The 21,998-nt window shown below is 65.2% G+C and carries 18 protein-coding genes; 8 read left to right on the forward strand and 10 right to left on the reverse strand.

Annotated features, from left to right (window positions below; all coding sequences use genetic code 11):
• Window positions 1–9: 9 nt before the first annotated feature.
• The 5 genes from dnaX to KQ693_RS02940 all read left to right on the forward strand — a co-directional run bounded on the left by dnaX (window position 10) and on the right by KQ693_RS02940 (window position 5,520).
• Entirely contained in the window at window positions 10–1,875 is a 1,866-nt protein-coding gene (gene dnaX, locus KQ693_RS02920; protein WP_267261882.1) for a DNA polymerase III subunit gamma/tau, read from the forward strand.
• Window positions 1,876–1,882: 7 nt separating this feature from the next.
• Complete coding sequence (locus KQ693_RS02925; protein ID WP_015716013.1) at window positions 1,883–2,164, forward strand: metal-sensitive transcriptional regulator; 282 nt, start codon at window positions 1,883–1,885, stop codon at window positions 2,162–2,164.
• A 49-nt stretch (window positions 2,165–2,213) separates the two neighbouring features.
• A complete protein-coding gene (locus KQ693_RS02930) occupies window positions 2,214–2,675 on the forward strand; it encodes an HD domain-containing protein (RefSeq protein ID WP_267261883.1) in 462 nt (153 codons plus the stop codon).
• Between the two features lie 74 nt (window positions 2,676–2,749).
• Window positions 2,750–4,603: a 2-oxoacid:acceptor oxidoreductase subunit alpha gene (locus KQ693_RS02935; RefSeq protein WP_267261884.1), complete on the forward strand. Its 1,854-nt coding sequence runs from the start codon at window positions 2,750–2,752 to the stop codon at window positions 4,601–4,603.
• A 2-nt stretch (window positions 4,604–4,605) separates the two neighbouring features.
• A complete protein-coding gene (locus KQ693_RS02940; protein WP_267261885.1) occupies window positions 4,606–5,520 on the forward strand; it encodes a 2-oxoacid:ferredoxin oxidoreductase subunit beta in 915 nt (304 codons plus the stop codon).
• On the opposite strand, the gene KQ693_RS02945 is transcribed toward KQ693_RS02940, so the two are convergent.
• Genes KQ693_RS02945 through KQ693_RS02955 form a run of 3 tightly spaced genes read right to left on the reverse strand, consistent with a single transcriptional unit; the run spans window position 5,517 to window position 6,805 of the window.
• Window positions 5,517–6,077 carry a 5-formyltetrahydrofolate cyclo-ligase gene (locus tag KQ693_RS02945; RefSeq protein ID WP_015716017.1) on the reverse strand — a complete coding sequence of 187 codons (561 nt, stop codon included), beginning with the start codon at window positions 6,075–6,077 and terminating at the stop codon, window positions 5,517–5,519. The genes KQ693_RS02940 and KQ693_RS02945 overlap by 4 nt on opposite strands.
• Window positions 6,058–6,618, reverse strand: coding sequence for a type II toxin-antitoxin system VapC family toxin (locus KQ693_RS02950; RefSeq protein WP_323808508.1), 561 nt, complete (start codon window positions 6,616–6,618; stop codon window positions 6,058–6,060). Before KQ693_RS02950 ends, KQ693_RS02945 begins: the two co-directional genes overlap by 20 nt.
• The gene (locus KQ693_RS02955) at window positions 6,500–6,805 is read right to left on the reverse strand and encodes a type II toxin-antitoxin system Phd/YefM family antitoxin (protein WP_015716019.1); all 306 of its coding nucleotides are present in this window, start codon (window positions 6,803–6,805) and stop codon (window positions 6,500–6,502) included. Before KQ693_RS02955 ends, KQ693_RS02950 begins: the two co-directional genes overlap by 119 nt.
• 64 nt (window positions 6,806–6,869) lie before the next feature.
• On the opposite strand from KQ693_RS02955, the gene dnaE reads away from it, so the two are divergent.
• Complete coding sequence (gene dnaE, locus KQ693_RS02960; RefSeq protein ID WP_267261887.1) at window positions 6,870–10,535, forward strand: DNA polymerase III subunit alpha; 3,666 nt, start codon at window positions 6,870–6,872, stop codon at window positions 10,533–10,535.
• 77 nt (window positions 10,536–10,612) lie between these two features.
• On the opposite strand, the gene groL is transcribed toward dnaE, so the two are convergent.
• From groL to KQ693_RS02995, 7 genes are all read right to left on the reverse strand, one after another.
• Window positions 10,613–12,241: a chaperonin GroEL gene (gene groL / locus KQ693_RS02965; RefSeq protein WP_219758973.1), complete on the reverse strand. Its 1,629-nt coding sequence runs from the start codon at window positions 12,239–12,241 to the stop codon at window positions 10,613–10,615.
• A gap of 12 nt (window positions 12,242–12,253) precedes the next feature.
• Window positions 12,254–12,559: a co-chaperone GroES gene (gene groES / locus KQ693_RS02970; protein WP_015716023.1), complete on the reverse strand. Its 306-nt coding sequence runs from the start codon at window positions 12,557–12,559 to the stop codon at window positions 12,254–12,256.
• A 97-nt stretch (window positions 12,560–12,656) separates the two neighbouring features.
• Window positions 12,657–13,733: a DUF58 domain-containing protein gene (locus tag KQ693_RS02975; RefSeq protein WP_219758974.1), complete on the reverse strand. Its 1,077-nt coding sequence runs from the start codon at window positions 13,731–13,733 to the stop codon at window positions 12,657–12,659.
• A gap of 11 nt (window positions 13,734–13,744) precedes the next feature.
• Window positions 13,745–14,659, reverse strand: a complete 915-nt coding sequence (locus KQ693_RS02980) for an AAA family ATPase (RefSeq protein WP_219758975.1) — start codon at window positions 14,657–14,659, stop codon at window positions 13,745–13,747.
• Complete coding sequence (locus KQ693_RS02985) at window positions 14,611–15,930, reverse strand: DUF4129 domain-containing protein (protein ID WP_267261888.1); 1,320 nt, start codon at window positions 15,928–15,930, stop codon at window positions 14,611–14,613. Before KQ693_RS02985 ends, KQ693_RS02980 begins: the two co-directional genes overlap by 49 nt.
• Window positions 15,927–16,700: a TrmH family RNA methyltransferase gene (locus KQ693_RS02990; protein ID WP_267261889.1), complete on the reverse strand. Its 774-nt coding sequence runs from the start codon at window positions 16,698–16,700 to the stop codon at window positions 15,927–15,929. Before KQ693_RS02990 ends, KQ693_RS02985 begins: the two co-directional genes overlap by 4 nt.
• The gene (locus tag KQ693_RS02995) at window positions 16,678–18,975 is read right to left on the reverse strand and encodes a GNAT family N-acetyltransferase (RefSeq protein ID WP_267261890.1); all 2,298 of its coding nucleotides are present in this window, start codon (window positions 18,973–18,975) and stop codon (window positions 16,678–16,680) included. Before KQ693_RS02995 ends, KQ693_RS02990 begins: the two co-directional genes overlap by 23 nt.
• A gap of 32 nt (window positions 18,976–19,007) precedes the next feature.
• Between KQ693_RS02995 and pgi the strand changes: the two genes are divergently transcribed.
• Together pgi and pckA are read left to right on the forward strand one after the other, a co-directional pair.
• Window positions 19,008–20,273 (forward strand): glucose-6-phosphate isomerase, encoded by a 1,266-nt coding sequence (gene pgi, locus KQ693_RS03000; RefSeq protein WP_267261891.1) that lies wholly within the window; start codon window positions 19,008–19,010, stop codon window positions 20,271–20,273.
• 59 nt (window positions 20,274–20,332) lie between these two features.
• On the forward strand, window positions 20,333–21,922 hold the full coding sequence (gene pckA / locus KQ693_RS03005; RefSeq protein ID WP_267261892.1) for a phosphoenolpyruvate carboxykinase (ATP): 1,590 nt from the start codon (window positions 20,333–20,335) through the stop codon (window positions 21,920–21,922).
• The last annotated feature ends 76 nt before the right edge of the window (window positions 21,923–21,998 follow it).

The raw sequence follows: 21,998 nt of genomic DNA on the forward strand, positions 1-21,998 counted from the left end.
CTAGCCCTTGTGAGCGCCCTTTACCGCCGGGTCCGCCCCCTCACCTTTGAGGAGCTGGTGGGCCAGGAGCACGTGAAGGAGCCCCTGGTGCGGGCCATCCGGGAAGGACGCCTCGCCCAGGCCTACCTCTTTTCCGGTCCGCGGGGGGTGGGGAAGACCACCACCGCCCGGCTTCTGGCCATGGCCGTGGGGTGCCAGGGGGTGGAGCGCCCTTGCGGGGTTTGCGCCCACTGCCAGGCGGTGCAGAAGGGAGCCCACCCCGATGTGGTGGAGATCGACGCCGCCAGCAACAACTCGGTGGAGGACGTGCGGGAGCTTAGGGAGAGGATCCTCCTCGCCCCCCTTTCCGCCCCCAGGAAGGTCTTCATCCTGGACGAGGCCCACATGCTCTCCAAAAGCGCCTTCAACGCCCTCCTCAAGACCCTAGAGGAGCCCCCGCCCCACGTGCTCTTCATCTTCGCCACCACCGAGCCCGAGAGGATGCCCCCCACCATCCTTTCCCGCACCCAGCACTACCGCTTCCGCCGCCTCACGGAGGAGGAGATCGCCTTTAAGCTCCAGCGCATCCTCAAGGAGATGGGGAGGGAGGCGGAGGAAGACGCCCTTCTCCTGGTGGCAAGGCTTTCGGACGGGGCGCTTAGGGATGCGGAAAGCCTTTTGGACCGCCTGCTTCTCCTGGAAGGTCCCTTGACCCGAAAGCAGGTGGAGGAGGCCTTGGGCCTTCCGCCAAGAGAAGCTCTTTCCCGCCTGGCCCAGGGCCTGGCCCGGGGGGACCTCAAGGAAGTGCTCTCGGAGGCCAGGGGGCTTTACGCCAAGGGTTTCGCCCCAAGGAGCCTGGTGGGAGGGCTCATGGAGGTGCTCCGGGAGGCCCTCTATGCCGCCCACGGCCTGCCGGGGGAGAGCCTCGAGGCTCCTCCCGAAGCCTTGCTGGGAGCCCTCGCCGCCTTGGACGAGGCCATGGAGCGCCTTGCCAAGCGCTCGGACCTCCTGGCCCTGGAGGCAGCCCTGTTGCAGGCGGCCAGGGTTTTCCCGGCGGCCTCCTTGTTCCAGCCGGGCAAGGGGGAGGTTCAGCCCAAGGCCAGCCCTCTCTCCGGGGAAGCGGTGCGGGCCGAGGCGGCTTTGCCTGAAGAGCCAGCCCATTTGCGTAAGCAAGAGGCTTCCCAGGAAGACCTGCCCGAGTTCCATCCCACCAAGCCCCTGGTGCCGCCAGGCGCCAGGGAAGCAGGCCTTTCCGGGGAGATGCCAAGGGACCTGGCCGGGAGGTGGCGGGCGTTCCTCGAGGCCCTGAAACCCACCCTGAGGGCCTTCCTCAGGGAGGCCCGGCCGGACCTGGAAGAAGGGCGCTTGATGCTTCGCTTCCCCGAGAGCAAGGCCTTCCACCACAAGCGGGCTGAGGAGCAAAGGGCTACCCTTCTCCCCCTGGTGCGGGCCCACTTCGGGGTGGAGGAGGTGGCCTTTCTCCTGGAAAAAAAAAGCCTAGACCCTAGGCCCCCTTCCCGGAACCTTCCTTTGCCCGGGGAAAAACGTGGGCGTTCGGAAGAGCCCAAGGCCTCCGAGCCCGCTTCCCTGGCCCTGCCCGAAGGGAGTGTCCAGGAGGCCAGGGGTTTTCTTGAAGGGGAGGAGGAGCCGTGGGATGCCTTGCCCGAGCCAGCCGAAAGGCCACCTTCCGCAGAGGCTCCTTGGCGAGGGGAGGCGGACCCCTTTGGCCAAGACGCCCCGGTGGAGGACCCCATCAGGCCTCCTGAGGATCCCAGCCAGCGCCTAGCGGAGATCACCCGGCTCTTGGGGGCGCGGCTTCTATGGGTGCGCAGGCCCAGGCTTCCCGAGGCCGAGGAACCGCTGAGTGAAGACGACATAGGGGGTACTGGTATATAATGCCCCCATGACCAAGACCACCGAGCTGGGGCAAGAGACCGTAGAAAACATCCTTAAGCGGCTACGGCGTATCGAAGGCCAGGTGAGGGGTTTGCAGAAGATGGTGGCGGAGGGGCGTCCCTGCGACGAGGTGCTCACCCAGATGACCGCCACCAAAAAGGCCATGGAGGCGGCGGCCACCTTGATCCTGGAGGAGTTCCTCAACATCTGCGCCGCCGAGGTTTCCGAGGGCAAGGTGGACCCCAAAAAGCCCGAGGAGATCGCCACCATGCTGAAGAAGTTCATCTAGCCCCTTGCTAGGTCGCAGGAGCCCGGGCTTAGGACGAGGGTTTGGGAAGGTGCCGAAGAGGCTTAGGCGCCTCTTTCAGGCTTTTTTTCCTCGAGGGGAGGAGCCGGACGATGCCTTCGCCCTGGCCTTTCTGCGGGGGGAGGAGCGCACCCTTTACCTTTCCATGGACCCCAGGGACCGGGCCCATGCGGTGCGGGTGGCCCGCCGGCTCCTGAGGTACTACCCTGAGGCCCCTGCCTTCGCCATCCGGGCTGCCCTTCTTCACGATGCGGGAAAGGCCCTGAGGCCCTACCGTCCCTTGGAACGCATCCTTACTGGGCTTTACGCCCTCCCCGTACCCCCTTATCCCTTGCAGAGGGGGATCTTTGGGGCCTTCCAGGTGCGCCGCCACCACCCCCTGTACGCTGCGGAGCGCATTCAGGACCCCGAGGTGCGGGCTTTGGTCCTGGAGCACCACCGCCCGCAAAGCCTCTGGGGAAAGCGGCTTCACCAGGCGGATCAGGAGGAATAACCCCCTTTTGGGCAAATGCCCCTAGCCAAGCTGGACCCTTAAGGAGTAGGGTATCAAGGAGCGAAGGAGGGCTTATGGAAGACTTCACCTGGCGTGTGGGCGGCCCCCAAGGGGGCGGGATAGAGACGGCGGCCACCCTGTTCGCCCGGGCGGTGGCCAAGGGGGGCTGGTGGGTGGCCACCAAGCGGGAGTACCACTCCAACATCATGGGGCGGCACTCCTACTTGGATGTGCGCCTCTCGCGAAAACCCGTGGCGGCCTTCCGAGGAAAGGTGGACATGCTGGTGGCCCTGGACGGGGAGACCCTGGCCCGGCACCTGGACGAGATTCGGTCTGGAGGGGTCATCCTTTACGATCCCCGGGTCTTGGAGCTCACGGTGCACAAGCTCCCCATGCTGGACCACCGGGTGGCGGAGGCCCTTTCGGAACGCTTCGGCAAGCTGGACCCCAGCCTGAAGGATCTCCTTGCCGCCTACGTGGAGTCGGGGATCCAGCCCCTGCCCTACCCCTTTGAGGAGGTGGCGGACCGGATCGGGGCGGAGCTGGGTGTTCCTTCCCTTCAAGCCCGGCGCACCCTGAACACCATCGCCGTGGCGGCGAGCCTCCACTTCCTGGGCTTCCCCCTGGAACCCTTGCTGGAGGCCCTGGCCCTGCAGTTTAGGGGCAAGGTGTTGGAGCTAAACCAGAAGGTGGCTGAGGCGGTATACCGGGAGGAGGTGCCCAGGCTTTCCTTCCAGCTTCACCTAAACGGGTACGAGCCGGGCCGGGTCTACCTCACCGGGGCCCAGGCGGCGGCCTTGGGCAAGCTGGCTGGCGGGCTTCGCTTCCAGACCTACTACCCCATAAGCCCGGCCACGGACGAGTCCACCTACCTCGAGGCCCACACGGCTTTTACCGGAGCCGACGTGGCCGTGGTCCAGACGGAGGACGAGATCGCCGCGGTGACCATGGCCATTGGGGCGGCCCTCACCGGGGCCAGGGCCGCCACCGCCACCAGCGGGCCAGGCTTCAGCCTCATGGCCGAGGGCATGGGCTTTGCCGGCATGATCGAGGCGCCCTTGGTGGTGACCCTCTACCAGCGGGGTGGCCCGAGCACCGGCCTTCCCACCCGCACCGAGCAGGGCGACTTGATGTTCGCCATCCGGGGCGGGCACGGGGAGTACCCCAGGATCGTCCTGGCCTCTGGGGACATTCAGGATGCCTTCCTGGATGCCCAGAAGGCCCTAGCCTGGGCCTGGCGCTACCAGACGGTGGTGGTGCATCTGGTGGACAAGTTCCTGGCCTCCATGGCGCAAAGCCTTCCCAAGGAGGCCTTGAGGGTACTCTCCCTGGATGGGGAAAAACGCCTCACCCCCAGAAAAGAGGGGTTTGGCCCCTATGAGCGCTACGCTCCCTCGGAGGACGGCATCTCCCCCTTTATCCCCCTTGGCACCCCGGGGGGCTTTTACTGGATGACCTCGGACGAGCACGACCTCGAGGGCCACATCACCGAGGACATCGTCCTCAGGGAATACCAGATGGAAAAGCGCATGCGCAAGCTGGAAGCCGCCCGTAAGGAGATTCCCCTCGAGGACCAGTACACCCTCTACAGGGATGGCGAAGTCCTGGTCCTGGGTTGGGGCACGGTGAAGGGTACCCTCCTGGAAGCCCTGGACCGCCTGCCTGGGGTGGGCTACCTGCACCTCAGGCTCCTTTGGCCCTTCCCGGAGATTGGTGCACTTCTGGAGGGGAAAAAGCTGGTCACGGTGGAACACAACTACTCGGGGCAGCTTGCGGACCTGGTGCAGCAGGAAACCTTAAGGCGGGTCCATCACCGCATTGTGAAGTACAACGGCCGCCCCATCACCCTGGATGAGGCGGTGGAGGCCTTGGAGCAGGTGCTTGCGGGCAGGGCCCCGGAGCGCCTGGTGCTCAGGAAAGGAGTTTAACCATGCTGGAACTCAAACTTGCCGATTACAAGGCGGAAAAGCAACCGGACTGGTGCCCGGGCTGCGGGGACTATGGCATCCTCTCCGCGTTGCAGATGGCCCTTTTCGAGCTGAAGCGGGATCCTGTCCAGACGGCGGTTTTCTCGGGAATCGGTTGCTCCGCCAAGACCCCTCACTACCTGAATGTCTACGGGATCCACACCCTCCACGGCCGCGTCCTTCCCGTGGCCCAGGGAGCCAAGCTGGCCAACCCCCACCTCACCGTGGTAGCGGTGGGTGGGGACGGGGATGGCCTTGGGATCGGGGCCGGGCACTTCGTGGCCGCAGGCCGCCGCAACGTGGACATGCTCTACATCCTCTATGACAACGAGGTCTACGGCCTCACCAAGGGACAGGCGGGGCCCACCCTGGGCCTAGGGGAGAAGACCAAAAGCCTTCCCAAGCCCAACCCCCAGGGGCGCATCAACCCCCTGCTTCTGGCTTTCGCCTCGGGCTACACCTGGATCGCCCGGGGCTACGCCTACGACGTGAAGGGCCTCAAGGAGCTCATCAAGGAGAGCCTTAGCCATAAGGGCCTGGCTTTTCTGCACGTCCTCCAGCCCTGCCCCACCTACAACGACTTGCACACCAAGGAGTGGTTCGCCCCCAGGCTCTATAAGCTCCAGGATGAGGGATACGACCCCCATGTTCCCGAAGGCCTGCCCCCGGAGGAGCTGGATCGTAAGATGGCCCAGTTCCAGGAAAAAGCGGCGGAGTGGGGGGAGCGAATCCCCATAGGGGTCTTCTGGAAGGCGGAGGTCCCCACCTTTGAGGAGCGCCTTAAGGCCTATCTGCCCCGCTACCCTGAGGTCTACCCTGCCTTAGGGCAACAGGAACCCCTGGACCTCGAGGGGCTCCTTAAGGAGTTCGCCCTTTAAGGTCGGATGAGCCGCGCCGGGGTGGCGATAAGGTCTACCCGGCGTTCCGGCTCCACAGGAAGCTTGGGGTAGACCATGAGGGCGTGGGCCAGGGTGGCGAAGGGGGCCTCCACGGCAAGCCAGGCCTGGGGAAAGCCATAGCCCTTCCCCACCCAGCCCCCTTCCTCATCCACGGCCACGGCCCCGATGAGGACCAGGTCTATGGGCTGCCCCTTTAGGTCCACCTTCACCCCGTAGCGGTAGGCCTCCCGCACCCGCTTGAGCTTCCTTGGGTCCAGGTCCTTAAGGAGCACGAACTCCCCTGGCCGGTCGGGGTGGGGGAGAATTAGGGCCTTTCCTGCCTTCAGGGCCTCTTCCCGCAAGGGTTTCAGCACTGCATCCATGCCCGCCAGGATGAGCCTGGCCCTTTGAAACTCCGGGGTGCGGAGGAGGAGCCCCGCTGCCTTTTTGGCTCCCAGAAAGTTGGGGTGGTGGCCGTGGGGAGGCGTGGGGTGAAGGGCCAGGTCGTAGCGGGCTAAGGTGTTCCAGACTTCTTCCCTAAGTTGGCCCAGGGTCATGGGGTTCTAAATAGCGCACGGTAATGCCTTCCAGCAAGCCTTGAGCTTGAGCTTCCGTAACCTTTCGGGATAGCTTTCCGTCTGCTGTCCAGAATTCAGCCTGAAGCTTCTCCGCCAGGGCCAGGTAATGGGCGTCGTACACAGCTTTTAAACCCAGGGCTTGGGATAAGGCCAAGGCTCTTAGATGAAGGCCTTTGTCTCCCATCAGGCGGATGTTCAGGCCCAAGGCTCCTCGCAGAAAGGCTTCCGCTTGGGGCCCTGACAAGACCCCACCCAGAACGTAGCGGTGAAGGGCATTGGCCACCTCGTAAGGCAGGAGGGTGGGGGCGACCACCTCCTTGCTACCCAAACCAAGAAAAGCTTCATGGGCCCTTCTGTCGCCAAGGATGCCTGCCAGAAGAACTCGCATGAGGAAGCTTGCGTCAAGAACCGCCCAGTTCAAGGGTGCGTTCCTCCCGCATCGCCCGTATGACTTCCTCTGGGGAAGAGATGGGTCCTTGTAGGTGGCTTCGGATCTCCTGGCCCAGCCTCCAAAGCGCATCGAGGATCTCTTGTTGCTTAGGCGCTTTCCGGAGCCGCTCGTATTCTTCCACGGACAGGATGACCGCTACGGCTCTTCCTCCCCGTTCCACCACCAGGGTTTCTCCCTGGGCCACGCGTTGGAGGACCTCCCCAAAGTGAACCCGGGCCTCGGTGGCGGAGATGGGGGTGCTAGTGTCCTCAATCATTGCATTAATCAGTATACCCAAGTACCTAACTAAGGGAGGCAAGGCCCTTGCTAGACTGGACCCTATGGGCCGCCTTAAGTTCGCCCACCTGCACCAGCACACCCAGTTCTCCCTCCTGGACGGGGCGGCGAAGCTTTCTGACCTTCTTGAGTGGGTGAAGACGGTTTCCCCCGAGGACCCTGCCCTGGCCATGACCGACCACGGCAACCTCTTCGGGGCGGTGGAGTTCTACAAGAAGGCCACCGCCATGGGGATCAAGCCCATCATCGGCTACGAGGCTTACGTGGCCTCGGAAAGCCGCTTTGACCGCAAAAGGGGGAAGGGCCTGGACGGGGGGTACTTTCATCTCACCCTTCTTGCCAAGGACTTCAAGGGCTACCAGAACCTGGTGCGCCTGGCAAGCCGGGCATACCTGGAGGGTTTTTACGAAAAACCCCGTATTGACCGGGAGATTCTACGGGAGCATGCCGAGGGTCTTATCGCCCTTTCGGGGTGCCTGGGGGCGGAGATCCCCCAGTTCATCCTGCAGGACCGCCTGGACCTGGCGGAGGTCCGGCTGAACGAGTACCTCTCCATCTTCGGTGACCGCTTTTTCATAGAGATCCAGAACCACGGCCTGCCTGAGCAAAGGAAGGTTAACCAGGTCCTGAGGGAGTTCGCCCGGAAGTACGGCCTGGGGATGGTGGCCACCAACGACGGCCACTACGTGCGTAAGGAGGACGCCCGGGCCCACGAGGTGCTTCTCGCCATCCAGTCCAAGAGCACCCTGGATGACCCCGAGCGCTGGCGTTTCCCCTGCGACGAGTTTTACGTGAAGACCCCAGAGGAGATGCGGGCCATGCTCCCGGAGGAGGAGTGGGGCGACGAACCCTTTGACAACACGGTGGAGATCGCCCGCATGTGCGACGTGGACCTTCCCATCGGGGACAAGATGGTCTACCGCATCCCTCGCTTTCCCCTTCCCGAGGGCAGGACCGAGGCCCAGTACCTTAGGGAGCTCACTTTCAGAGGGCTTCTTTCCCGGTATCCGGACCGCATCACCGAGGGGTTTTACCGGGAGGTCTTCCGCCTTCTGGGGAAAATGCCGCCCCACGGGGACGGGGAAGCCCTGGCGGAAGCCCTGGCCCAGGTGGAAGGGAAGGCCTGGGAAGCCCTTCTGCCCAAGCTACCCCCGTTGGAGGGGGTGAGGGAATGGACGGCGGAGGCCATCTTGCACCGGGCCCTCTACGAGCTTTCCGTGATCGAGCGGATGGGCTTTCCCGGCTACTTCCTCATCGTCCAGGACTACATTAACTGGGCCAGGCGGAATGGGGTATCCGTGGGACCAGGCCGGGGAAGCGCCGCCGGGAGCCTGGTGGCCTACGCCGTGGGCATCACCAACATCGACCCCCTGCGCTTCGGCCTTCTCTTTGAGCGCTTCCTGAACCCCGAGCGGGTTTCCATGCCCGATATCGACACGGACTTCTCCGACCGGGAGCGGGACCGGGTGATCCAGTACGTGCGCGGGCGCTACGGGGAGGACAAGGTGGCCCAGATCGGCACCTTCGGTAGCCTGGCCTCCAAGGCAGCCCTCAAGGATGTGGCCCGGGTCTACGGCATCCCCCACAAGAAGGCGGAGGAGCTGGCCAAGCTGATCCCCGTGCAGTTCGGCAAGCCCAAGCCCCTGGCCGAGGCCATAGAGCTAGTGCCGGAGCTAAAGGCGGAGATGGAAAAAGACCCCCGGGTGCGGGAGGTGATCGAGGTGGCCATGCGCCTCGAGGGCCTGAACCGCCATGCTTCCGTGCACGCCGCCGGGGTGGTGATCGCCGCCGAGCCCCTCACGAACCTGGTGCCCCTCATGCGGGACCAGGAGGGGCGGCCTGTGACCCAGTACGACATGGGAGCGGTGGAGGCCCTGGGGCTTTTGAAGATGGACTTCCTGGGCCTGCGCACCCTCACCTTCCTGGACGAGGCCAAGAAGATCGTGAAGGAGTCCAAGGGGGTGGAGCTGGACTACGACCGCTTGCCTTTGGACGACCCCAAGACCTTCGCCCTCCTTGCCCGGGGAGAGACCAAGGGGGTTTTCCAGCTGGAATCGGGAGGGATGACCGCCACGGTGCGGGGGCTAAAGCCCAGGCGCCTCGAGGACATTATCGCCTTGGTTTCCCTCTACCGCCCGGGGCCCATGGAGCACATCCCCACCTACATCCGCCGCCACCATGGCCAGGAGCCCGTGAGCTACGTGGAATTCCCCCATGCGGAGAAGTACCTGAGGCCCATCCTGGAGGAAACCTACGGCATCCCCGTCTACCAGGAGCAGATCATGCAGATCGCCTCCCAGGTGGCGGGCTACTCCCTGGGGGAGGCCGACCTTTTGAGGCGGGCCATGGGCAAGAAGAAGGTGGAGGAGATGCAAAAACACCGGGAGCGCTTCGTGCGGGGGGCCAGGGAACGGGGCGTGCCCGAGGAGGAGGCCAACCGGCTTTTTGACATGCTGGAGGCCTTCGCCAACTACGGCTTTAATAAGTCTCATGCAGCCGCCTACAGCCTCCTTTCCTACCAGACCGCCTACGTGAAGGCCCACTACCCGGTGGAGTTCATGGCCGCCCTCCTCACCGTGGAGCGGCACGATTCCGACAAGGTGGCGGAGTACATCCGCGACGCCCGGGCCATGGGCATAGAGGTCCTTCCCCCCGACATCAACCGCTCGGGCTTTGACTTCAAGGTGGTGGGGGAGGAGATCCTCTTTGGCCTCTCCGCGGTGAAGAACGTGGGGGAAGGGGCAGCCCAGGCCATCCTGGCGGAAAGGGAGCGGCGCGGGCCCTTTAAGAGCCTGGGGGACTTCCTCAAGCGCCTGGACGAGAAGGTGGTGAACAAGCGCACCCTGGAGTCCCTCATCAAGGCGGGTGCCTTTGACGCCTTTGGGGACAGGGCCCGGTTGCTGGCTTCCTTGGACCCCCTCCTCCGGTGGGCGGCGGAAAGCCGGGAGCGGGAGCGATCCGGCATGATGGGCCTGTTCGCCGAGGTGGAGGAGCCTTCCCTGGCGGAGGTTCCGCCCTTGGACGAGATCACCCGGCTCCGCTACGAGAAGGAGGCCTTGGGTATCTACGTTTCCGGCCACCCGGTGCTGCGCTACGCGGGTCTGAGGGAGGTGGCGAGCTGCACCCTGGAGGAGCTTTCCGACTTCATCCGAGGCCTTCCCCCAAGGCCCAAGGTGCTCCTTTCGGGCATGGTGGAGGAGGTGGCGCGCAAGCCCACCCGCAGCGGGGGCATGATGGCCCGTTTTACCCTTTCCGACGAGACGGGGGCCCTCGAGGTGGTGGTTTTCGGCCGGGCTTACGAGGGGGTTTCCCCCAAGCTCAAGGAGGACACCCCCCTCCTGGTCCTGGCGGAGGTGGAGCGGGAGGAAGGGGGGCTTAGGATCATGGCCCAGGCTGCCTGGACCTACGAGGAGGTGGCCGAGTCCCCCAAGGCCCTGGAGGTGGAGGTGGACCACGCCCTGTTGGACGAGGCGGGCGTGGCCCTCCTCAAGAGCCTTTTGGACGAATACCCTGGAACCCTCCCCCTTTACCTCAGGGTGCAGGGGCCCTTCGGGGAGGCCATCCTCTCCTTGCGGGAGACCCGGGTGGGGGAAGGGGCGCTGGAGGCCCTCGAGGCCGAGGGCTTCCGCGCCTACTTGATCCCGGATCGGGAGGCCTTCCTCCAGGGGAACGGTGGAGGAGGGCCCAAGGAGGAAGTGGTGCCCTTTTAGACAAAGAAAGGAGGCTGGGCCTAGGCCCAGCCTCCTTTGCCGGGGCCCCAACCTGGCGAAGCCAGGTTGGGGTGGCTTTAGAAGTCCATGTCGCCGCCCGTGGGAGCGGGTGTGGTCTCCTTCTTCTCGGGCTTCTCGGCCACCACCGCCTCGGTGGTGAGGATGAGGGAGCCGATGGAGGCGGCGTTCTGCAGGGCGGAGCGGGTTACCTTGGCGGGGTCCACGATGCCCGCCTCCACCATGTCCACGTACTCCCCGGTGGCGGCGTTGAAGCCCAGGCGGAGGTTCTTGGTCTCGGAGAGGATCTTCTGGACCACCACGGAGCCCTCGTAGCCGGCGTTCTCGGCGATCTGACGGGCAGGCTCCTCCAGGGCCCGACGCACGATCTTGGCCCCGGTGGCCTCGTCCCCCTCTAGCTTCTTAAGGAGCTCGTCCACGGCGCTGATGGCCCTGAGAAGCGCCACACCACCGCCCGGGACAATGCCCTCCTCCACCGCGGCCCGGGTGGCGTTCAGGGCGTCCTCAAAGCGGTGCTTCTTCTCCTTGAGCTCGGTTTCGGTGGCGGCCCCCACCCGGATCACCGCCACGCCCCCCGCCAGCTTGGCCAGGCGCTCCTGGAGCTTCTCCTTGGCGTACTCGCTGTCCGTGGTCTCCAGCTCCTTCTTGATGCCGTTGATGCGGGCCTCGATGTCCTCCTTCTTGCCCTTGCCGCCCACGATGGTGGTCTCGTCCTTGGTGATCTTCACCCGCTCGGCCCGGCCCAGCATGGAGAGGGTGGCGTTTTCCAGCTTGAAGCCAAGCTCCTCGGAGATGACGGTACCACCGGTGACGGCGGCGATGTCCTTGAGCATCTCCTTGCGGCGGTCACCGAAGCCGGGAGCTTTCACCGCAGCCACGTTCAGGGTGCCCCGGAGCTTGTTGACCACCAGGGTGGCCAGGGCCTCGCCCTCCACGTCCTCGGCGATCAGGAGGAGGGGCTTACCCGTCTGGGCCACCTGCTCCAGGATGGGGAGGAGTTCGCGCACGTTGGAGACCTTCTTCTCCACGATGAGGATGAAGGCGTCCTCGAGGACCGCCTCCATGGCGTCGGGGTTGGTGATGAAGTAGGGGGAGATGTACCCCTTGTCAAACTGGTACCCCTCCACGAACTTCAGCTCGGTCTCCAGGCTCTTGGACTCCTCGACGGTGATGATCCCCTCCTTCCCCACCTTCTCCATGGCGTCGGCGATCAGCTTGCCCACGTCAGGGTCGTTGGCGGAGATGGTGGCCACCTCCTCGATGGCCTTGCGGTCCTCCACGGGGATGGCCAGGGAGCGAATCTTCTCCACCGCCGCCTCCACCGCCTTCTCGATGCCCCGCTTGAGGGCCAGGGGGTTAGCGCCGGCGGCCACGTTCTTCAGGCCCTCCCGCACGATGGCCTGGGCCAAGACGGTGGCGGTGGTGGTACCGTCACCGGCCACGTCGTTGGTCTTGGAGGCCACCTCCTTGAGGAGCTGGGCCCCGATGTTCTCCAGGTGGTTCTCCAGCTCGATCTCCTTGGCCACCGTCACCCCATCCTTGGTGATGGTGGGGGAGCCGAACTTCTTCTCCAGGACCACGTTCCGGCCCCGGGGGCCCAGGGTTACCTTCACCGCATCGGCTACCGCGTTCACGCCGCGCTCCAAGGCCCGGCGGGCTGCTTCGTCAAACACCAGGATCTTCGCCATACCTCACCTCCCTTACTGCAGAACCGCCAAAAGGTCGCGCTCGGAGAGGATCACGTACTCCTCGCCGTCGATCTCGATCTCGGTGCCGCCGTACTTGGCGAAGACCACGATGTCCCCCTCCTTGACCTCGAGGGGCACCTTCTGCCCGTTGTCCAGGATGCGGCCCGAGCCCACCGCGATCACCTTGCCCTTCTGGGGCTTCTCCTTGGCGGTGTCGGGGAGCACGATGCCGCCCTTAGTCTTGGGCTCCTCCTCAATCCGCTTCACCACAACCCTGTCGCCTAGGGGCTTGATCACCGTCTTCACCTCCGCAGCCATATTCACTCCCTCCTTTGACGCTCAAAGGGCGAGAGTGTCAAACCAAGGGTTATTATTTTGCCCCCATGTGTTCCTGTCAAGGGGGTTGAGGGGGGTTTTATAAGGTGAGGGGCTGGTGGCCCCGCACCACCTTCAGCTCGAGGCCATGGGCTAGGAGAAGGCCCCGCATAGCCAGGGCCCGCTCCAGGCCCGGGGTCTTGCCCAAGGCCAGCCGGCCCTTTTCCCCTGGGTAAAGGAAATAACCCTCGGGGAGGAGGAGGAGCACTCCCTGCCGGGCTTGGGCGCTTCCCCTTAAGGCCGCCTTGAGGAAGGCTTGTTCCGCCGCCTGGGTGATGAGGAAGTAGGTGCTTCCGGGAGGGGCCTTGGGCGGGAGGGCGGGGGTTTGGGTGGACTCTAGGCGGGCCAGAAGCGAGAGGGCCCTCACCAGGTGGCCCCTTCCCCGTCCCAAAGGCAGGACCTCTCCTGCGGAAAGGCCATAGGGAACCCCGCTTTTCTCCGCCAGGAGAAGGAGCCAGGCGGCGAGGCTTGCCCCATGGTCCAGGTAGGCGGGGTGGAGGCTTTGGGTATCCAGGTGAAGGAAGAGGCTTCCCAGGAGGCTTTTTTCCACTTCCCGCACGATGGGGCGGCCCTGGCGGAGGCTTGCCGGCTTGGCCAGAAGGCGCAGGGAATCCCCGGGCTGGTAGGGGCGGAGGCCCTTGGCCTCGAGGGGATCGGGAAGGCCGAAGGGCTCGGTTTTGCCCTCCAGGAAGAAGCTGGGGGCGGGCTCAAAGGGCGGCAGGGGCCGCAAGGCGGGGTAGACCAAGACCCTCCCCGCCTCCAGGCTGAGAAGCCTCTCCCCCAGGCCCAGGGGGTTAGTGAAGCGGAGAGTAAGGCGGAGGGGATGCTCTCCCCGCCGGCGGTAGCGGCAGGAAAGAGGTAGGGCCAACCGGATCTTCCCCCAGGCCATCCCGGAAAGGCCCCGGGGTTCCAAGCCCAAGGGGGCCGAGGGGAGGTTTTCCAGGCGGAAGAAAAGGGGAAGGGGAGCCCAGACCTCCACCGCCACCTGCCCAAGCCGCGCCTGCCCGGGGAAGCCTGGAGCCAGGTCCGGGGTTTGCACCCGGATCCGGGCCAACCGGGGTGCCCGCCAAAGGGCGAGGAGGAGAAGGAGGGATAGAAGGCCCAAAACCCCTTCCATGACGTCCTTCCCTAGGCCCTTTCCACCGGGGCGGGAACCGCCTTGAGGGCTTCCGCCACCAGCCCTTCCGGGCTGGCTCCGGAAAGCTCCGCCTCCAGCCGTAGGAGAAGGCGGTGGGGGATGGCGGCCCGGAAGGCCTCCTTGATGTCCTCGGGCACGGTGAAGGTCCGTCCCTGCAAGAGGGCCAGGGCCTGGGCCAGGCGCTCCACCTGCAAAAGGGCCCTGGGGGAGGGGCCAAGCCGCACCTCCTCCCGGCTCCTGAGCCAGCCCGCCAAGGCCAGGAGGTAGTCCAGCACCTCCTCGGCCACCCGCACCCGGCGCACCTCCTGGCGAAGGGCCAGGATCTCCTCCCCTTGGGTGACCGCCTCCAGGCCCTCCAGGGGTTCCCTCTCCTTCAGGGCCTGGAGGAGGGCCTTTTCGTCGGGGTAGCCCAGGAATAGCCGGGCGGTGAACCGGTCCCGCTGGGCCACGGGCAGGGGGTAGGTGCCCTCCTCCTCCACGGGGTTTTGCGTGGCCAGGACGAAGAAGGGCTCGGGCAAAGGGTGGGTCTTCCCCTCCAGGGTCACATGGCCTTCCCCCATGGCCTCGAGGAGGGCGGACTGGGTCCTGGGGGTGGCCCGGTTGAGCTCGTCCACCAAGAGCACCTGGGCGAAGACGGGTCCCTTCTGCCAAAGGAGGCTTCCTTCCCGGTAGAGGTAGACGCCGGTGAGGTCCTGGGGCAGGAGGTCGGGGGTCATCTGGATGCGGCTAAAGGAAAGGCCCAGGACCCGGGCCAAGGCCTTGGCGAAGGTGGTCTTCCCCGTGCCGGGTACGTCCTCCAGAAGAAGGTGTCCCCCGGAGAGCAGGGTGGCCAGGGAAAGCCTTAGGGTTTCCTCCCTCAGGAGGACCCGGCCCGAGAGGGCCCTTTGGATGCGGGCGAGGAACATAGCCTAAGGATATCCCCCAAGAGGGCTTCCGCCCTTTCCGCTTCCTCCTCCCCGGTCCTTCCCCCGTAGCGCACGGGCAGGTAAAGCCGGGTGAGCCCCTCCAAGGGTTCTCTCAACCCGGGAAGGGGGAGGGAAACCCTCTCCAGGTACTCCAGGGGCCCCTCGGAGGCCATGCGGGGAAGGCCTAGGGCCTTTAGGGCCTTCAGGGCCTGGAAATAGGCCCGCCGCACACGGTCTTGGGGAAGGGTTTCTTGGAAGCGCTTGGAGCTCCTGGCCGGTATACCCTGGGCGGCCTCCTGCTCTTCCCGGTCCCGGTGGCGCCAAACCAGGAAGGCCAGAAGGGAGAGAAGCCCCAGGGTGAAGAGGGCGGAAAGCCCCGCCAGGGCTATGCCCACCTCGCCTAACCGCTCGGGTCCCGGTACGGCCTCTTTTAGGCCGCTCTCCTGGGAAGGGGTGGGCATGGGGGCTGAGGGGCTGGTTCCCCATGCGCTTTCCCCACCCCCCAGGGTGCCCAGGTAGAGGAGGAAAAGGCCCCCGGCCAAAAGGGCCAGCAAGAGGGGCAAGAGGTGAAGCCCCCGGTAGGGAAGCCTTTCCCCCCGGGCCAAAAGGGGCAGAAAAGCCAAGAGGAGAAGGAGTAGGGCCAGGGGCTGGGCATGGGCCAAGGCCCGGTTGAGGAAGGCCACCCAGGGGGAAAACCCCTCCTCGGGAGCCTGGTAGGCTGCTTCCTCTCCGGGCTGGGATTTTGCTTCCGGGGAAGCCTGAAGGCTAGGGGGAGTCAGGGCGGGTAGGGGAAGGGAGGGAAGGCGGAGGGGAAGAAAGGCCAGGCCTGCCAGCAGGAGGCCCAGAATCCCTGGGATCCATAGGGTGGAAGGGGGAGTCCAAAACCGTTCCCCCCGTTCCTGGGCCCGCACATGGGCCTCCTCCAGAAGGTTGACTCCGTGCAGGAGGCCCAGGAGGAAGAGGCCCCATGGCCCGAGCCCAAGGGCCACGGGGAGGAGGAAGAGGCTGGAAAGGGGCCTAGCCTTGGCGGCCAGGAAAAAGCCGTAAAGGAGGAGAAGCCCAGAGGTCAGGGCCCACCCCTGGAGCCAGGTGGGGAAAGGGAGGGTGAAGGCATGGAGGAGGCCGGGAAGGAAGGCTCCCCATAGGAAGGCACCGGGGTAGAACCGCTTGCCCAGGTGGAGGAGGAGGATCCCCAGGGCCGAAGGGAGCGCCCACACGGGCAGGGAAAGAAAAAGCCCAAGGGCCAGCAAGGGGGTGAGGGGAAACCTCATCCTCCGCCCCTTTGGCGCAGGGCCTCGTAGAGGAGGAGGGCGGCGCTCACGGAAACGTTGAGGCTATCCGCCACTCCCCGCATGGGGATGCGCACCCTCACCCCCGCCCGGGCCAGCCAGGCCTCGGGAAGGCCTTCGTCCTCGGTTCCCAGGAGGAAGGCCACCCCCCTTTGGTAGTTCTCTTCCCAGTAAACCTTTTCCCCCCTGGGGGTGGCGGCCACCAAAAAAAGCCCCCTTTCCTCCAGGAAGCGGGCGGCTTCCTCCTCGGCCACGGGGAAGACGGGCAGGGAGAAGACCACCCCCGTGGAGTTCCGGATCACCTGGGGGCTATAGAGGTCCACCCCTTCCGCCACCAGGATCAGATCCACCCCCGCCCCATCCGCCGAGCGCAGGATAGCCCCCAGGTTGCCGGGTTTTTCCAGGCCCAGAAGGACCAGGACCAGGGGGTTTTGCGGGAGCCGGGCCTCCTTTAGGGCTTTGTGGGGCAGGCGGAAGACCCCGATGACGGGAGGCGGGTTTTCCCTTACGGAAACCCGCTCCATCGCCTCCTGGGAAAGCTCCAGGGTGGGGGCCGATCCCGCCAGGGCCTGGTCCTCCGGGGTGGCCTTGGGGCCGAGGAGGAGGGTTTCTAAGTGGAGGCCAGCCCTTAGGGCCCTTTCCACCTCCCGCCGGCCTTCCACCAGGAAAAGGCCCGCCCTTTCCCGCTCCTTTCGTTCCTTCAGGGCGGCCAAGGCCTTCACCTTGGGGTTAGCGGGGCTTTGAATGCGCATGGCGGTTCCTCGGTTCGGGGTTTCCCAGGAGGCGCACTTCAAAGCGGGCGATCCGGGGTCCGGAAAGCTCCAGGGAAACCTCTTCCACCTGGGGCAGTTCCTCCAGAAGCCGGGAAAGCCTGAGGACGATTTCCTGGTAGGGGGCAGGGTCGAGAGGACCCGAAAGATCCAGGCTTTGCCCGTGGCTTAAGGACCTCACCAGCTCCTGGGCGTCCTTCTGGGTGAGGGGGGAAAGCCGCTGGCCCAGCACCTGGTCCCCCAGGGGGGTGGGCAGGACCAGGGTGAGGACGGGGCCGAAGAGGGGGTGGGGCTTGGCGGTGAGCCTGAGGGAAAGCCCTTCTCCCTTCCCCAAAGGCAGGCCGAAGCACTCCAAGAGGGCGGCCCCCTCCGCCTGGCTCAGGGTCTTTTTCCCTTCTAGAAGCTTCCTCGCCTCCTCCAGGCGCAGGTCGGGGAAGTCGGGGAAGTGGAGGGGCTCTTCCCGCCAGGCCTTGTAGGCCCAGGCCCGGCTCAAGGCGATGGCCGCGGATTCGGGGAAGCGGTAGAGGGCCACCTGGCCCATAACCCGGGCCCGCACCCCAGGGGAGCCCATCACGCAGGCCAAAAGGAGCTTGTTCCCTTCTGCCTTCTCTAAAAGAGCCAGGAACTCCTCCTCGCTGGTAAAGCTCATGGGCACGAAGAGGAGAAACACGCTTCCCGCTTCGCCTTCCAGGGCTTCTTCCAGGGCGCGGGCGAACTCCTCCGCCTTGGCGGTGGAGCCCAGGTCCACGTGCTCCACGGAAAGCCCTCCTTCCCTTAGAGCCTCGAGGGCCAGGTTGGAGGGACCGGAGGCGTTGGAGATGAGGCGCACCCGGTTGTTTTCCGGAAGGCGCCCCAGGGCCAGAAGGGCGGCCACGTCAAAGGCTTCCTCCAGGCTGTTGGCCCGGATCACCCCGGCCTGGGCGAAGAGGGTGCGCACTAAGGGATCCCGGGAGGGATGCACCGCCAGGATGGGCTTTTTCTTGCCAATCCTGCGGGCTAGGCGGGAGAAGCGCCGGGGGTTGCCAAAGCTCTCCAGGTAAAGGAGGATCACCCGGGTTCGCTCATCCTCCTCCCAGAACTGCAAAAGGTCGTTGGAGGAGATGTCCGCCTTGGCCCCCAAGGAAACGAAGGAGGAAATGCCGAGTCCCATGCCCTCCGCGTAGGCCATCACCGCCCGGCCCAGGGTGCCGGACTGGCTGGAGATGGCCAGGGGCCCGGGCCTGGGGAGGGGGGCCAGGCCCGCCGCCAGGCGCACCTCGGGGTGGGTGTGGACCAGGCCCAAAGAACCCGGGCCCAGAAGGCGCATCCCCAGGCGCCTGGCCTTGTCGGCTAGCTCTTTGGCCTCTTGGTCCTGGAAGCCGGTGGTGAGGACCACGCTGGCTCGCACCCCTCGCCTTCCCGAGGCCTCGAGGGCCTCCCAAACCCGCTCCTTGGGCACGGCGATCACCGCCAGGTCCACGGGGCTGGGGATGCTCTCCACCCTGGGGTAGGCGAGAAGGGGCCCCACCGTACCTCCTTCCTTGCCGATGGCCTCGTTCACCGGGTAGACGGGGCCTTGGAAGCGGCCAAAGATGAGGTTTTCCAGGGCCCGGTAGCCGATGCTTTCCGGGTCGCGGCTTGCTCCCACCACCGCCACGCCCCGGGGAAAGAAGAAGGGGTGAAGGCTCGCAAGGGTGGAAACCTTTTCCCGCCACTCAAACCGCTCCGCCGCCTTCTCCTCCAGGAGGATCTCAAACTCCACCTCCACCTCCCCGCTATCCCGGTGGGCCCGTACCTGGAAGCCGCTTTCCATGAAGACGTTGAGCATTTTCTGGTTCTCCGCCAGGACGAAGGCCTGAAACCGCCTTACCCCCCGCTTGGCGGCGATCAAGGCCAGGCGCTCCAGAAGGAGGGTGCCCAGGCCCTTGCCCTGGAAGGCATCGTCCACCAGAAAGGCCACCTCGGCGGTGCCCTCCCCCTTCAGGCGCACGTACTCCCCCGTGGCCACCATCCTGGGGGGGTCTCCCGCCAGGACCATGAGGATCACCTTTTCCTCTTCCGGTTTGGCGGAAAGGAGAAGCTCCGCCGCCTTTTCCGGGGAGATGGGGGAGAAGAAGCGCATGCGCAAGGACTCCGGGGATAGCCGCCTCAGGAACTCCACGAAAAGGGGAAGGTCCTTGGGGCCTGCCCGCCTCAGGAAGGCGGTGCGCCCGTCCTTGAGGAGGATGGGACCCTCCTCGAGGCCGTGCTGGGGCGTGGGTGGGGGCACGTAGCCCATGCCTTTAGCCTACATCCGGGTAGCATGGGGGTATGCTGCGCCTGGATACCCGCTTCCTCCCGGATTTCCCCCAGGCTTTTAAGGAGCACGGGCCCCTCCTTCTTCAAGCCCGGGAGGCTCTTTTGGCCAAGCGGAAGGATCTCCAAAGCATGCTGGGCTGGATGGACCTCCCCGAGGACACGGAAACCCTGAGGCGGATCCGCCGCTACCGGGAGGCTAACCCTTGGGTGGAGGACTTCGTCCTTCTGGGCATCGGGGGAAGCGCCTTGGGGCCTAAGGCCCTGGAGAGTGCCTTCAACGAAAGCGGCGTGCGCTTCCACTATGTGGACCACGTGGAGCCGGAGCCCGTGCTTCGGCTCCTTCGGGGCCTAGACCCCCGGAAGACCCTGGTGAACACGGTTTCCAAGTCGGGGGCCACCGCGGAAACCCTGGCCGCCCTTCTGGTGTTTCTGAACTGGCTTCGGGAGAACCTGGGGGAGGACTGGCGGCGGCATCTGGTTCTCACCACCGACCCCAGGCAGGGGGCGCTAAGGGCCTTGGCGGAAAAGGAGGGCCTCGAGGCCTTTTCCATTCCCGAAAACGTGGGAGGGCGCTTCTCCGTGCTCTCCCCGGTGGGGCTCCTTCCCTTGGCCTTTGCCGGGATGGACCTGGAGGCCCTCCTCATGGGGGCGAGGAAGGCGAACGAGCTGGCCCTGGCCCCGCTGGAGGAAAACCTCCCCCTGAAAACCGCCTTCCTCCAGCACCTCCACCGCCACCTGCCCATCACGGTCTTTATGGTGTACTCGGAGAGGCTGAAATACCTTCCCGCCTGGTTTGTCCAGCTCCACGACGAGTCCTTGGGCAAGCGGGATGGGGAGGGCAACCGGGTGGGCACCACCGCCGTGCCCGCTTTGGGTCCCCAGGACCAGCACGCCCAGGTGCAGCTCTTCCGGGAAGGCCCCCTGGACAAGTTCATCGTTCTGGTGGTGCCGGAAAGGGCCACGGAGGACCTCCTCCTGCCCCAGGTGGAAGGCCTCGAGGGGGAGGCAGGTTACCTCTTCGGCAAGGGCTTGTTCCAGCTCTTGAAGGCCGAGGCCGAGGCCACCTACCGGGCCTTGGCGGAAGCGGGACAGAGGGTCTATACCCTCTACCTCTCGGAGGTTTCCCCCTACGCCGTGGGCTGGCTCTTGCAGCACCTCATGTGGCAAACCGCCTTCCTGGGGGAGCTCTGGAGGGTGAACGCCTTTGACCAGCCCGGGGTGGAGCTGGGCAAGCGCTTGACCTTTGCCCTTCTTGGGCGTCCCGGGTATAGCTCCTAACCTTGGAAGCGTGGAAATAAGTGTATAGTGTATGATGCCCTAGGCATAAGGGGGTCTCTATGGACCGACTGGAGCCTTTGGGCATCAAACCGAGGAAACAGGTTTTCTGGAACACGGTTTCTCCCATCCTGGTGGAGCACACCCTGGCCCGGGGCGAGGGGATTCTGGCCCACAAGGGGTCCTTGGTGGTGGACACCACCCCCTACACCGGGAGAAGCCCCCGCGACAAGTTCGTGGTGCGGGAGCCGGGGATAGAGGAGGAGATCTGGTGGGGTGAGGTGAACCAGCCCTTCGCCCCGGAGGCCTTCCAAGCCCTTTTGGAAAGGGTGGCCGCTTACCTTTCTGAGCGCGACCTCTACGTTCAGGACCTGTATGCGGGAGCTGATAAACGCCACCGTCTGGCGGTTCGGGTGGTGACGGAAAGCCCCTGGCACGCCCTTTTTGCCCGCAACATGTTCATCCTCCCGCGCCGTTTCCCCGAGGACGACGAGGTGGAGCCCTTCGCTCCCGGCTTCACCGTGATCCACGCCCCTTACTTCCTGGCCGACCCCGAGCGGGATGGAACCCGGAGCGAGGTGTTCGTGGGCATCAGCTTCCAGAGAAAGCTCGTCCTCATCGTGGGTACCAGGTACGCGGGGGAGATCAAGAAGAGCATCTTCACCGTGATGAACTACCTCATGCCCAAGCGGGGGGTTTTCCCCATGCACGCCTCGGCCAACGTGGGGAAGGAGGGGGATGTGGCCATCTTCTTCGGTCTTTCCGGGACGGGCAAGACCACCCTTTCCACCGACCCGGAGAGGCCTCTGATCGGCGACGACGAGCACGGCTGGAGCGAGGAGGGGGTCTTCAACTTTGAAGGGGGATGCTACGCCAAGGTCATCCGCCTCTCCCCGGAGCACGAACCCCTCATCTATAAAGCTTCTAATCAATTTGAGGCCATTCTGGAGAACGTGGTGGTCAACCCGGAAAGCCGCCGGGTGGAGTGGGATGACGACACCAAGACCGAGAACACCCGGGCCTCTTACCCTCTTGCCCACCTGGAAAATGTGGTGGACTCGGGCATGGCGGGCCATCCCAGGGCCATCTTCTTCCTCTCCGCCGATGCCTACGGGGTCCTGCCCCCCATCGCCCGCCTTTCTCCGGAACAGGCTATGTACTACTTCCTCTCCGGCTACACCGCCCGGGTGGCGGGCACGGAAAGGGGTGTCACCGAGCCTAAGGCCACCTTCTCCGCCTGTTTCGGGGCGCCTTTTTTGCCCCTCCATCCCGGGGTCTATGCCCGGATGCTGGGGGAGAAGATCAAGAAACATGGCCCCAGGGTGTACCTGGTGAATACCGGCTGGACCGGGGGGCCTTACGGGGTGGGCCGGCGTTTTCCCCTGCCCGTGACCCGGGCCCTTTTGCAGGCGGCGCTAAGCGGGGCCCTCGAAGGGGTCCCTTACCGCCAGGATCCCGTCTTTGGCTTTGAGGTCCCCCTGGAGGTCCCTGGGGTGCCCAAGGAGCTTTTAGACCCGCGGGAAACCTGGGAGGACAAGGAGGCCTACGATCGGCAGGCCAGGAAGTTAGCCGCCCTGTTCCAGGAAAATTTCCAGAGATATGCGGACGGGGTGGGGGAAACCATACGCCGGGCAGGGCCAAAGGTGGGGTAGCCCTTATCCTTATGTGGGGCTGGGCCTTCTGCCCAGCCCCTTGCCAAGTAGGGCCAGGGGGTATTAGTCTCCTAGG

This window comes from Thermus brevis (assembly GCF_026427635.1).
Lineage (GTDB): Bacteria > Deinococcota > Deinococci > Deinococcales > Thermaceae > Thermus > Thermus antranikianii.